At 73.9% G+C, this 12,146-nt stretch carries 9 protein-coding genes; 6 read left to right on the top strand and 3 right to left on the bottom strand.

The genetic code is table 11. The annotated features are described in order from the left end of the window. Positions 1-87 precede the first annotated feature (87 nt). Positions 88-630: a winged helix-turn-helix transcriptional regulator gene (locus ACGF12_RS37305; RefSeq protein ID WP_393040700.1), complete on the bottom strand. Its 543-nt coding sequence runs from the start codon at positions 628-630 to the stop codon at positions 88-90. 120 nt (positions 631-750) lie between these two features. On the opposite strand from ACGF12_RS37305, the gene ACGF12_RS37300 reads away from it, so the two are divergent. The 3 genes from ACGF12_RS37300 to ACGF12_RS37290 all read left to right on the top strand — a co-directional run bounded on the left by ACGF12_RS37300 (position 751) and on the right by ACGF12_RS37290 (position 6,703). After that, positions 751-2,232 carry an MFS transporter gene (locus ACGF12_RS37300; protein ID WP_393040697.1) on the top strand — a complete coding sequence of 494 codons (1,482 nt, stop codon included), beginning with the start codon at positions 751-753 and terminating at the stop codon, positions 2,230-2,232. Between the two features lie 319 nt (positions 2,233-2,551). Then, positions 2,552-6,175: a SpoIIE family protein phosphatase gene (locus ACGF12_RS37295; protein ID WP_393040694.1), complete on the top strand. Its 3,624-nt coding sequence runs from the start codon at positions 2,552-2,554 to the stop codon at positions 6,173-6,175. A gap of 123 nt (positions 6,176-6,298) precedes the next feature. Then, positions 6,299-6,703 carry a nuclear transport factor 2 family protein gene (locus ACGF12_RS37290; protein ID WP_393040691.1) on the top strand — a complete coding sequence of 135 codons (405 nt, stop codon included), beginning with the start codon at positions 6,299-6,301 and terminating at the stop codon, positions 6,701-6,703. Here the strand turns inward: ACGF12_RS37290 and ACGF12_RS37285 are convergent. Next, the gene (locus ACGF12_RS37285; RefSeq protein WP_393040688.1) at positions 6,607-7,041 is read right to left on the bottom strand and encodes an S-adenosylmethionine:tRNA ribosyltransferase-isomerase; all 435 of its coding nucleotides are present in this window, start codon (positions 7,039-7,041) and stop codon (positions 6,607-6,609) included. The genes ACGF12_RS37290 and ACGF12_RS37285 overlap by 97 nt on opposite strands. After that, entirely contained in the window at positions 7,038-7,793 is a 756-nt protein-coding gene (locus ACGF12_RS37280; RefSeq protein ID WP_393040685.1) for an SDR family oxidoreductase, read from the bottom strand. The genes ACGF12_RS37285 and ACGF12_RS37280 overlap by 4 nt, the downstream gene beginning before the upstream one ends. A gap of 390 nt (positions 7,794-8,183) precedes the next feature. Between ACGF12_RS37280 and ACGF12_RS37275 the strand changes: the two genes are divergently transcribed. From ACGF12_RS37275 to ACGF12_RS37265, 3 genes are all read left to right on the top strand, one after another. After that, positions 8,184-9,389 carry a cytochrome P450 gene (locus ACGF12_RS37275; protein WP_393040682.1) on the top strand — a complete coding sequence of 402 codons (1,206 nt, stop codon included), beginning with the start codon at positions 8,184-8,186 and terminating at the stop codon, positions 9,387-9,389. Positions 9,390-9,738: 349 nt separating this feature from the next. Then, a complete protein-coding gene (locus tag ACGF12_RS37270) occupies positions 9,739-10,794 on the top strand; it encodes a type III polyketide synthase (RefSeq protein WP_393040679.1) in 1,056 nt (351 codons plus the stop codon). A 334-nt stretch (positions 10,795-11,128) separates the two neighbouring features. Next, positions 11,129-11,986: a DUF1259 domain-containing protein gene (locus ACGF12_RS37265; protein ID WP_393040676.1), complete on the top strand. Its 858-nt coding sequence runs from the start codon at positions 11,129-11,131 to the stop codon at positions 11,984-11,986. Positions 11,987-12,146 lie beyond the last annotated feature (160 nt).

The following is a 12,146-nucleotide window of genomic DNA, read 5'->3' as shown; positions in this document are numbered from 1 at the left end:
AGCTACAAGGCCACCATCAGCATCGACATCCTGACGACACCAGACCCGTGACCGGAACCCGCAGGCTCTATCTACACGGCGTTGGATCTAGGCCGCCGCTGCCGCCGAGGCGATCGGTTCGAGCAGGAGGTGGGGGCGGACCAGGGCGCGGGAGACGGCGTCCTCGCGTCGGCCGACCGCGCGGGCGGGGTTGGGGCGCATGGCGACCTCGGCCGGCGGGACGGGCCCGCCGCCGCACTTCGGGCAGGCGCCGACGAGGTCCAGGTCGGTGCCGCAGGCGGCGTGCGCGAACAGGTGGTGCGGACCGCCCTCGGTGGCGTGCCGGCCGCCCCAGCGACTCAACTGGTAGAGCGGGCCCCAGAGTTCGAGGCCGACCCCGGTGAGCAGGTAGCCGTGGCGCAGCGGACCCTGCTGGTACGGCTCCTTGCGCAGCACCCCGGCCGCGACCAGGGCGTTCAGGCGCGCGGTGAGGACGGCGCGGGGGATGCCGAGGTGGGCGAGGAAGTCGTTGAACCGCTGTACGCCGTAGAACGCGTCGCGCACGATCAGCAGGCTCCAGCGCTCGCCGACGACCTCCAGCGCGCGGGCCAGTGCGCAGTCCTGCAGTTCGTAGTCGGTTCCCAGCGCCATGCGGGTCAGCGTAGTCCACCCGACTGGTGGGTTCAATGAACAGACCACGGGTGGTAGCGTGCCGCCGAGACGAAGGTTCATTCACCAGACCCATCGGTCCGCGCTCCGGAGGGAACACCCATGTCCCCCGCACCACCCGGCTCCTCCCCCGCCCCACCGGCCGTGTCCGTCCGGCCCGGCGCCACACTGGCCGTGACGGCGGCGGCGACCGCCCTGGTCACCGTCGCCTACACCGCCCCCACCGCCTCGCTCGCCGCCACCGCCCGGGCCGCCCACCTCGGCGCCTCCGGCCGCACCTGGATCCTCACCGGCACCCTGGTCGGCATCTCGGCACTGCTGCTCACCGCCGGCAGCGCCGCCGACGACCACGGCCGCAAGCGGGTCTTCACCTTCGGCGTGACCCTGTTCGCCGCCGCCGAGGCCCTGGCCGCACTCGCCCCCGGCGGCGCCGTCTACCTGGCCGCCCGGGTGCTGCTCGGCATCGCCTCGGCCGCCGTCCTGGCACCCGCGCTCGGCCTGATCAGCCACGCCCACCCGCCGGGGCCCGCCCGGATCCGGGCGCTCGGGATCTGGGGCGCGGCCGTCGGCCTCGGCATCGCGGTCGGACCGGTCTACGGCGCGCTGGTCCAGCAATGGGCCGGCTGGCGCACGGTCGGCGGCGGACTCGCGCTGGTCTCGGCCGCCGTGGCCGCCTGCGCCGCCGTGCACCTCACCGAGTCACGGGCCGAGCAGCCCCGCGCGCTCGACCCGTACGGCGTGCTGACCCTCGCCGCCGGGACGTCCGTGCTGATCGCCGGACTGGCCGAGGGCCGCACCGGCTGGGGGCGGCCGGTCGTGGTGGCGCTGCTCGCGGGCGGAGTGCTGCTGCTGGCGGCCTTCGCCGTGGTCGAGGCGAAGGTCCGCGAGCCGATGCTCGACCTCGCGCTGTTCCGCAGCCCCGGCTTCATCGCCGCGACCGGCGGGGCGCTGTTCACCGGGCTCTCGCTGGTCGGCTTCATGAGCTACCTGCCCACCCTGCTCCAGGGCGTGCTCGGCCTGTCCGGCCTGGCGGCGGGCGGCGTGCTCGCCCTGTGGTCGGGCCTGTCGGTGGTCTCCGCCCTCCAGGCCCGTCGGCTCGCCGCGCACCTGTCGGCCACCGCACAGGTCGCCTTCGGCCTGCTGGTCTGCGGCCTGGGCGAAGCCGGGCTGTACGGGCTCACCCCCGGCCCCCCCTGGCTCCGGCTGGCACCCGGCCTCGCGGTCGCGGGGATCGGCAGCGGCGTCCTCAACGCGGCCCTCGCCCGCCTGGCGGTCAGCAGCGTCCCGGCCCACCGCGCGGCGATGGGCTCGGGCGCCAACAACACCTCCCGCTACCTGGGTTCGGCCCTCGGCGTGGCCGTGACGGTCGCCGTCGCCGGCTCCGCCCGCGCCGCTGCCCCGGGCCCCGAGGCGGCAGCCCGCGCCCTCGCCACGGGCACCGACCGCGCCGTCCTGGTCGCCGCCGCCCTCTGCCTCACCGGCGCCGCGCTCGCGGTCGCGGCCCGCCGCGCCGAGGCCCGCGACAAGACCATCACCGGACCGGAGCCGACGGCGCCGGCCCGGGAACGCGCCGCCACCCGGTGACCCGCGACCGGGAACGCCGACGGCCCGCACCACGGGCGCCCTCCGGCGTCGCCGTCCCCTCCCTCATCGGCCCGGCACCGACGCTCACCACGCCGAGGCCCGCACCGGGCCGGCGGTCGCCGCGAGCGCGTCGACGGCGGGCCCCGGCACGGGCACGCGCGGGCAGCGGCCCAGGTGTCCGGGGCGGCCACGAGGGGCGCGGGCCAGGGGCCGCGTGCGACGATGGCAGGGCTGGTGGGAACGATCTCCGGGCGGGTCTCTGGCCATGGTGAACGACGAAGGGCGGCGCCAGGGGGAGCCGCGGCGGGATGCTCTGCTGGTGCCGATCGCCACGGCGCTGATCGAGGCCGACGGGCGGATCCTGCACTGGAGCTCCGACGCGGAGGCACTGCTCGGTTACCGTGCGGACGAGGCGGTGGGGCAGAAGGCGGCGAAGCTGCTGACCTCGGACGAGACGCGGCCCGAGGTGCTGGAGCTGTTCGGGCAGATCATGGAGGGCCTGGAGTGGTCCGGGGTGTTCCCGGTGCGGCACCGCGACGGGCACCTGGTGAACCTGGAGTTCCGCACCCACCCGATCCGGGGGCCCGGTGGGGCGCCGCTGGTGCTGGCCGTCGCGTCCGAGGTGACGACACTGCACCGGATCCAGGCGGATCTGGCCGTGCTGGACGGGTTCTTCTCCCAGTCCCCGGTCGGCATGGCGGTGTACGACACCGAGCTGCGATTCGTGCGGCTGAACGAGGCGCTGGCCCGGGCGAACGGGCTGCCCGCCGACGACCACCTGGGCCACCGGCTCACCGAGCTGATGCCGGGGATCAACAGCGCCGAGGCCGAGACGGTGATGCGGCAGGTGCTGGCGGGCGGTGAGCCGGTGGTGGACCTCCGCACGCACGGGCGCACCCCGGAGGATCCGCAGCACGAGCACGCCTGGTCCGCGTCCTACTTCCGGCTGGCGGACCGGGCCGGGCGGGTGCTCGGGGTCAGCGCGACCGTCATCGACAGGACCGCGCGTTACCGCGCCGAGGCCCGGGCGGCCCGCGCGCAGGAGCGGCTCGCCCTGCTGGTCGATGCGACCGCCTCGATCGGCACCACCCTCGACCTGCGGCAGACCGCCCGGGAGCTGGCCGACGCGATGGTTCCCAGGCTCGCCGACGTCAGCGGGGTGTTCGCGCTGGAGGCGCTGGTGGCGGGCGGCAACGTCGAGCCACCTGCCCCGGAGGCCCCGCAGCTGGTGCGCCGCCTGGCGCTGGCCACCACCGACCCGCTGTACCCGGCCGAGGCGCTGCCGGTGGACGCGGTGTACGAGCTGACGGCGGACTCCCCTTACGGCCGGGCGCTGACCACCGGGCGCACGGTGGTCGTGCCGTCCTGGGAGCTGAAGCCGCTGAGCGAGTCCATCAACGAGAGCCGCCGCCAGGCGTTCTCGGGCGACCGGCCGCGTCCGGTGCGGATCACGCCGCTGGTGGCGCGCGGCACGACGCTCGGCATGGTGATGTACTCGCGGCGCGGCGACCGGGAGTCCTTCGCGGCGGCCGACATCACCCTGGGCGACGAGCTGGCCTCGCGGGCCGCCGTCGCGATCGACAATGCCCGGCTGTACCTGCGCCAGCACCAGACGGTGCTGGCCCGACAGCAGGCGCTGCGCGAGGCGAAGGCGGCGCAGGAGCGGCTCGCGCTGGTCAACGCGGCCTCCACCCGGATCGGCACCACGCTCGAAATCGGCCGGACCGCGCAGGAGTTGGCCGAGGTGGCGACGCCCCGGCTGGCCGACACGGTGGTGGTGGAGGTCCTGGAGGAACTGGTCCGGGGCGAGCGGGAGGCCCGTGCCGCGCCGGACGGTTCGGCGCTGCTGCGGCGGATCGCCTTCCACTCGGTGCGCGGCTCCACCCTGGCGCCGATCGACCGGCTGGGCGGGGCGCACCGCTTCCTGCCCAGTTCGCCGTACGCGTGGAGCCTGGCGCACCGCAAGCCGGTACTGGTGCCGCGGATGGACGAGGAGGGCATGGCCTGGTTCGCCGACGACCCGGTACGCACCGCCGCCGTACGGGAGCAGAACGTGCTCTCGTTCATGGTGGTCCCGCTGATCGCGCGGGGCAGCGCGGTCGGCGTGGCGGGTTTCTACCGGACCATGGTGGAGCGCCCGTACGAGGACGAAGACCTCGCGCTGGCCGGGGAGTTGGCGGTGCGGGCGGCGGTGTCGATCGACAACGCGCTGCTGTTCACCCGGGAGCGAGACGCGGCCGCCGCCCGGCAGCGGGCGCTGGACGAGGCCTGGGCCGCCCAGCAGCGGCTGGGCCTGCTGAACGAGGCCAGCAACCGGATCGGCACCACGCTCGATCTGCACCGCACCGCCCAGGAGTTGGTGGAGGTGGTGATCCCGCGCTTCGCCGACTTCGTCACCGTGGACCTGCGCGAGGCGGTGCTCAGCGGCGAGGAGGCCGGGCCGATGCCCCGGGACGGCTCGGTGCTGATGCGGGCGGTGGCGGTCGGCGAGGTGGCCCAGGACGGCACCATGACGGAGGCCGCCGACCAGGTCGGCGAGACCTCGCAGTCCGCCGAGGTGTACGCGCAGAGCCTGCGCACCCGGCGCTCGATCCTGATCTCCGAGGTGACCGAGGAGGAGCTGCGCCGGATCGTCGCCTCGCCCGACCGGGTGGAGCCAGGGCTGGACGCCGGGATCCACTCGTACCTGATGGTGCCGTTGGTGGCGCGCGGACTCGTGCTGGGCGGCGCGGAGTTCGTCCGCACCCGCAACCCGGTGCCGTTCGGCCCGGCGGACCGTTCACTGGCCGAGGAGCTGGCCGCCCGAACGGCGCTGGCGATCGACAACGGGCGGCTCTACCGCCGCGAGCGGGACACCGCGCTCACGCTCCAACGCAGCCTGCTGCCGCAGGAGATCCACCGTACGCTCGGCTTGGAGCTGGCCTACCGCTACCTGCCCAGCAGCGTGGTGAGCGAGGTCGGCGGCGACTGGTTCGACGTGGTGCCGCTCTCCGCCGGCCGGGTCGCGCTGATCGTCGGCGACGTGATGGGCCACGGCATCCGGGCCGCCGCCACCATGGGCCAACTCCGGACCGTGGCCCGGACGTTGATCACCCTCGAACTGGACCCGGCACGGGTGCTGTACCGGTTGGACGAGGCCACCACCGCGCTCAGCGAGGGGCAGTTCGCCACCTGCGTGTGCGTGGTGTACGACCCGGTGGACCGCCGCTGCACCGCGGCCTGCGCCGGGCACCTGCCGCCCGTGGTCGCCGACACCGAGGGCAACGCCGACCTGGTCGACCTGCCGCCCGGCGCACCGCTCGGGGTCGGCGGAGTCCCCTTCGAGAGCGTGGAGTTCACCCTCCCCGAGGAGGGCATCCTGACCCTCTACACCGACGGCCTGATCGAGCGCCGGGGCCGTGACCTGGACGAGGGCCTGACCCTGCTGCGCCGCACCGTCGCGGACCGGCGCCGCACGCTGGAGCAGACCTGCGACGCCGTCCTGACCCGGCTCACCGGCCGCACCTCCGAGGACGACATCGCGGTCATCATGGCGCAGGTCCGCCCGCGGGGCGCGGACCGGATCGCCATCCTGCCGCTCACCGGCGACCGCGCGATGGTCGCCCACTCGCGCCGCTTCACCCGCGACACGCTGGCCGCCTGGGGGCTGAGCGCGCTCGCGTACTGGGCCGAACTGCTCGCCAGCGAGCTGATCACCAACGCCCTGGTGCACGCCGGATCCCCCACCCAACTGAGGCTGTTCTGCAACCGGGTGCTCACCGTGGAGGTCGCCGACCGGGGGAGCGCGGCGCCCCGGATCCGCCGCGCCGACACCGAGGACGAGGGCGGGCGCGGCGTCCACCTGGTCAACGAGCTGGCGCACCGCTGGGGCACCCGCCGGACCAGGGACGGCAAGGTGGTCTGGTTCGAGCTGGAGCTGCCGCCGGGCTTCTCGACCGATTAGACCCGCATGGACAACGGATGGTTGTCGGGATGCCTGTGCGGTTGTTGGCCGCCACCGCCGCCGCCGGGCTTTGCTGGTGCCACGGCGGGAGAGCCCCGACCGAACGTGCCAGAGGAGCCCGCCATGCAGCAGCCCGACGCCCGCACCGTCGTCACCGACTACGTCACCCTCCTCGCGGCGGGCGAACGCGACGCCGCCATCGCCCTGTTCGCCGAGGACGCGACCTGGACCTACCCGGGCGGCCTCGCCCTGTCCCGCACCTGGCACGGCAAGCAGGAGATCTTCGGCGAGTTCCTCGGTCAGGTCGGCGCCCTGTTCGCCGCCGACGGCCTGCCGGCCATCACCCTCACCCACGTCCTCGCCGACGGCCCGCAGGCGGTGGCCGAGTGGACCACCGTCGGGAAGGCCGCCAACGGCGCCGCGTACGAGAATCACTGCCTGGGCGTGTTCACCGTGGAGAACGGGCTGATCACCGCCGTCCGCGAGTACCTGGACACCCACCACGTGGCGCAGACCCTGCTGGCCTGAGCGGCGCCCCGGAATCGGCACCGTGATCGCATCCCCGCCCGCCGGGGTGCGGGCCCGGACTGGCGGGGAATCATCGTTCCCCCCGCCCTGGCCGACCGCCGTGCGGGGCCGGCGGACACCCACGGGGGAGTCGCCGAGTTGTTGACCACCAGCAGGTCGCCGGGCCGCAGCACCTCGGGCAGTTCGGTGAAGCGGCGGTGCTCGATGTCGCCGGAGGCGCGCCGGCCGACCAGCATCCGTACGCCGTCCCGGGCCCCGCCGCGGGCCTCCGCCGGTGCGCGGGCGGAGAGTTCGGGCGGAACGGTGGGGCCGAGGCCGAGACCGGTCAGGGCCGTCATCGCCCACCCCGGTCGGCGGCGGCCGCCACCAGGTCCTCGGCGCGGTAGCGGCCGGAGGGGGTGCGGTCGCGCAGCAGGCCGAGCAGAACGGGTGCGACCTGCTCGGGCAGGGGCTCGCCGGAGATGTCCTCGCCGGGGCTCGCCTCCTGCAGCATCCGGGTGCGCATGCTGCCCGGGTCGACCGCCCAGACGCACAACTCCTGCTCCTCCCTGGCGAGTACGGCGGTGGCCAGGTCGAGCGCGGCCTTGCTGGCGCCGTAGCCTCCCCAGCCGAGGTAGGGCACCACGGCGGCGTCCGAGCTGATGTTGAGGACGGCGCCGGAGCGGGCGCGTAGCTGGGGCAGGACGAGTTGGGTGAGCGCGATCGGGGCGAGCGCGTTGACCTCGAAGGTCTCCAGCAGGTCCGGCAGCGGGAAGTCGGCCAGCCGGGGCAGCGGCTCGGCGCCGGGGGCGGGGGCGCCGTTGAGCGTGCCGGCGTTGTTGACCAGGAGGCTCGCGCCACCGAGTCCTTCGGCGGCCTCGGCCAGGCGGGCGCGGTGGTCGTCGTCGACGATCGAGCCGGGCAGGGCCACCACCTCGGTGACGGCGGCCACGGCCGCTTCGGCCTCGGCGAGTTCGGCAGCGCCCCGGGCGGTGATCACCAGCTGCCAGCCCTCGGCGGCGAGGGCGTGCGCGAGCGCCAGGCCGAGTCCTCGGGAGGCGCCGGTGACCAGGGCGACGGAGGCGGGGACGGTGTGCGGTGCTGCGTTCATGGGGCAACGATCCCGCCGCCGGGGCGAGCGGCGGATCGGTCGCCCGGCTTGGGACCGGGTCATGCGTTCGTCCTAGACCGACGGGCCGTCCCAGGACCGGGCCTCCCAGCCCTGGGGGCCGGTCCGGGCAGCGAGGGTGCGGCGGCGGTGTCAGCCCGCCCAGCGTGGCCCCGCGGTGGCCGTGAGCAGCCGGGCGGCGGAACGGCGCGCGGCAGCCGGGGCAACCGCGTACTGGGGGAACCGGACGCTGCCGCCGCTGATCAGCCCGGATGAATTACCGGCGGTCCCGCACCTCCACCGGTGTGTGCGGCCGACCGATCGGGTACGGGTGGTCAGTCCATTCCATCCGCCTTCCCATCCGGCCCGCACGGCCCAGACCTGGAGGTCCGCATGTCCACCGACTCCAGCGCACGGAACTGCCCGTTCGACTTCGCCGAAGCCCTTGAGTTCGACCCGACGCTCCGGCAACTCATGAACGACGCACCGGCCAGCCGCATCCGCCTCCCCTACGGCGAGGGGGAGGCCTGGCTCGTCACGGGGTACGACGACGTGCGCACAGTGACCACTGACCGGCGTTTCAGTCGCCACGCCATCGTCGGCCGGGACTTCCCGCGCATGACTCCCGAGCCGATCGTCCAGGCCGAGGCGATCAACGTCATGGACCCGCCCGCCAGCGCCCGCCTGCGCAGCCTGGTGTCCAAGGGCTTCACACCCGACCACATCGAGCGGATGAGGGACCGCACCCAGCACGTGGTGAACGAGCTGCTGGACCGCATGCAGGACCAGGGTCCCCCGGCCGACCTCATGGAGCACCTGGCCCACCCGCTCCCGCTGATCACGATCTGCGAGGTCCTGGAGATCCCCGAGGCCGACAGCGCACAGCTGCGCGCCAACGCCCGGACGATGATGAACATGGACCTGGACAACAAGCCGGACGCGGTACGGGCCAAGGCCGACCTGCGGGCGTACTTCGCCGAACTGACGGCCGAACGGCGCAGGAACCCCGGTGACGACCTGATCAGCGCGCTGGCCACGGCCCGCGACGGGGACGAGGTCCTCGACGAGCGGGAACTCACCGTGATGGCCATGGTGCTGCTGATCACCGGCCAGGACACCACGACGTACGAGCTCGGCAACCTCTCGTACACCATCCTCACCCGGCCGGACGTACGCGCCACCCTGAGCGAGCGGCCCGAGCTGCTCCCCCAGGTGATCCAGGAGATGCTGCGCTTCATCCCGTTCCGCAAGGGCGTCGGCATCCCCCGGGTGGCCCTTGAGGACGTGGAGCTGAGCGGGGTCACGATCCCGGCGGGGGACATCGTGCACGTCTCCTACCTGACCGCCAACCGGGACGGCCGCAGGTTCGAGCGGCCCGACGAGCTGGACCTGGAGCGGACCACCCCCTCCCACATGACCTTCGGCTGGGGCGCGCACCACTGCCTCGGCGCACCGCTGGCCATCACCGAACTCGAAGTCGCCTTCGGGACCCTGCTGGAGCGCTTCCCCAGGATCGCGCTGGCGAAGCCGGCCGCGGAGCTGGCGTGGAACACCTCGTCGATCTGGCGCTATCCGCTCGGGCTGCCGGTCACCTGGTGACGGTGCTCCCCCACGCTCAGGCGCCCGCCTGCCGCCGGCTCGCTTCCGGCATCGCCGCGCACGTCGGCCCGCGCACCTCGGAGTGTGCGGGCCGACGTGCGTGCCGGACCCACCTTCCGTAAATTGGGCTGACGTGGCCCGAACCAACTCGCGGCCGGCTGGGCCGCCCGCACAGCGAGCATCAGAACCTCGCTCTGCCGGCTCGTCTGCCGCGCCGTTGGGCCCCGCCCGGTGAGTCCCGCCGCCGCGCCCGCTCCACGCGTCCGGCTCGCAGCGGCTGCCGTCGAGTACCGAATTCCCCGCCTCGCCAAGGTCGCACCGGGAACTCCGCCCGTCAGGAGGAAGTCCCATGGCCGTTCTGTGTAAGCCGGCGATAGCCGTGCCGGAGCACATCATCACCAACGAGGAAACCCTCGAACTGGCGCGCAGGCTCCACCGCGACCATCCCCAGCTCGATCTGGCGTTGCGCCTCATCAAGAACACCGGGGTGCAGAAGCGGCATCTGATCCAACCCATCGACGTGGTGCTGAAGCACCCGGGGTTGGACGAGCGGAGCGCCGTCTTCGAGACGGAGTCCAAGGCCCGCGTCCCGGCGGTGGTGGTCGAGGCCCTCGCAGCGGCCCAAGTGGAGCCGTCACAGATCGACCTGATCGTCTACGTGTCGTGCACCGGCTTCATGATGCCGTCGCTCACGGCGTGGCTGATCAACAAGCTGGGCTTCCGGCCGGAGACCCGGCAGCTGCCGATCGCCCAGCTGGGCTGTGCGGCCGGCGGCGCGGCGGTGAACCGGGCCCATGACTTCTGTTCGGCCTACCCGGGCGCCAACGTGCTGATCGTGGCCTGCGAGTTCTGCTCGCTGTGCTACCAGCCCACCGACCTGGGCGTGGGCTCGCTGCTGTCCAACGGCCTGTTCGGCGACGGGATCGCCGCCGCCGTGGTCCGGGGCGAGGGCGGCACCGGGATCCGGTTGGAGCGCAACGGCTCGTACCTCATCCCGAACACCGAGGAATGGATCTCCTACGCGGTCCGCCCCACCGGGTTCCACTTCCAGCTGGACAGGCGGGTGCCGGGAACGATGGAGCCCCTCAGCCCGGCCCTGCGTGCGGTGGCGGAGCAGCACCAGTGGGACGTGGGCACGCTGGACTTCTACATCGTCCACGCCGGCGGTCCGCGGATCCTGGACGACCTGAGCCGCTTCCTGGGGGTGCCGCCCGAGGCGTTCCGCTTCAGCCGGGCCACCCTCACCCAGTACGGCAACATCGCGAGTGCGGTCGTGCTCGACGCCCTGGCCCGGATGTTCGACGAGAAGTCGGCTCTCAACGGCCACCAAGGGCTGCTGGCCGGGTTCGGCCCGGGTATCACCGCCGAGATGTCCCTGGGCACCTGGGCGGCGTCCGGCTCCTGACCGAGAGGTCGAGCCGCTCCCCCATCCGATCCTTCGTCCGGCCGCCGGCACACCCCGGCGGCCGGTCCAGACGGGAGCCGTCACCCGCGCGCCGCCGTGGCCACCGCACGGGGACCGGGTCCCGTACTCGCCCCGGGCTCTGGAGGTACCTGTGAAAACCGAGGACGCAACCCCCGGGAACCCCGTTCCCCCCGCTGTAGCGCGACGACCACTGCTGACGGCGGCCGGGCTGATGCCAGTACTCGTCGGCCTGGCGGGGGATGCGACGACGGGGACGGCCGCGGCCCGTGATCCCGGCGGCACGAGGCCGGTCGCAGCCCATGATCACGGCGGCATGGGGGCCGCCCCCATCCCGGTGAGCACCCGCGAGGAGGACTGGGGCGACGTCGCGCACACCCTCGGCCGCCCGGGCAACCTCATCCGCAGGACCTACCACCACACGCCCTTCCCGCGGCACGACCTGCGCGTGGTCAGCCGCGGCGTCAACATCACCCCCGGGCTCGCGCTGGGCTCGCACGCCTCCTTCGCGCGGTACGACGACGGCAGCATCCTGATGATGGGCGATCTGGTGGTGACCGCGGACGAACTGCCGGCGTTCACCGACGCCCTCCGGGCTCAGGGGATCGCCCTGACCGCCATCCACAAACACCTCCCGGCGCAGTCGCCGGACGTCTGGTGGACCCATGTCTGCGCACACGGGAAGGACGGCAGGGCACTGGCCCGCGGGCTGCGGGCCGCGCTCGACCGCACCGGCACTCCAGCACCGCGCCCGCCCAGACCGCTGCGGCCCCTCGATCTGGACACCGCCGGCATCGACGCCGCACTGGGGGCCACGGGCAACAGCGGCGAGGACGTCCATGCGTGCGTCTTCGTGCGCCGCGAGACCCTCGTCGACGAGGGGCACGTCCTGCCACCCGGCCTGGGCGCGACCTCGGCCTTCAACTTCCAGCCGCTCGGCGGGGGACGGGCCGCGCTCAGCGGCGACCTCGCCATGGTCGCCGGCGAGGTCCAGGAGGTGATCGGGATACTGCGGCAGGGCGGCATCGAACTCGTCGAACTCCACAACCACGGCCTGACGGACGAACCACGCCTCTTCTTCACCCACATCTGGGCCCAGGGCAATGCCCTGGAGTTGGCCAGAACGGTCCGCCACGCGGTCGCCGCCACCAATGTCGTACCGGCCACCACCTGAATGACCGGAGATACCCGGCCTTCCCCCGTGGGGGGGGGGGGGGGGGGGGGGGGGGGGGGGGGGGGGGGGCGCCCCCGCCCCCCCCCCCCGGGGGGGGGGGGGGGGCCGGGGGCGGGGGCGGGGGGGGGGTGGCCCCGAACGGGTGAAGAGCGGGGGCGAC

Origin of the sequence: Kitasatospora sp. NPDC048296, from assembly GCF_043201815.1 — a bacterium.
Classification (GTDB): Bacteria; Actinomycetota; Actinomycetes; order Streptomycetales; family Streptomycetaceae; genus Kitasatospora.
This window is presented reverse-complemented; position numbering and strand designations above follow the sequence as displayed.

What these genes read in the sequence shown, in the direction of transcription:
- ACGF12_RS37285 (WP_393040688.1), bottom strand. Translation starts at nt 7,041, where the DNA reads ATGACGGCCCTGACCGGTCTCGGCCTCGGCCCCACCGTTCCGCCCGAA.
- ACGF12_RS37300 (WP_393040697.1), top strand. Translation starts at nt 751, where the DNA reads ATGTCCCCCGCACCACCCGGCTCCTCCCCCGCCCCACCGGCCGTGTCC.
- ACGF12_RS37280 (WP_393040685.1), bottom strand. Translation starts at nt 7,793, where the DNA reads ATGAACGCAGCACCGCACACCGTCCCCGCCTCCGTCGCCCTGGTCACC.
- ACGF12_RS37270 (WP_393040679.1), top strand. Translation starts at nt 9,739, where the DNA reads ATGGCCGTTCTGTGTAAGCCGGCGATAGCCGTGCCGGAGCACATCATC.
- ACGF12_RS37275 (WP_393040682.1), top strand. Translation starts at nt 8,184, where the DNA reads ATGTCCACCGACTCCAGCGCACGGAACTGCCCGTTCGACTTCGCCGAA.
- ACGF12_RS37305 (WP_393040700.1), bottom strand. Translation starts at nt 630, where the DNA reads ATGGCGCTGGGAACCGACTACGAACTGCAGGACTGCGCACTGGCCCGC.
- ACGF12_RS37265 (WP_393040676.1), top strand. Translation starts at nt 11,129, where the DNA reads ATGGGGGCCGCCCCCATCCCGGTGAGCACCCGCGAGGAGGACTGGGGC.
- ACGF12_RS37290 (WP_393040691.1), top strand. Translation starts at nt 6,299, where the DNA reads ATGCAGCAGCCCGACGCCCGCACCGTCGTCACCGACTACGTCACCCTC.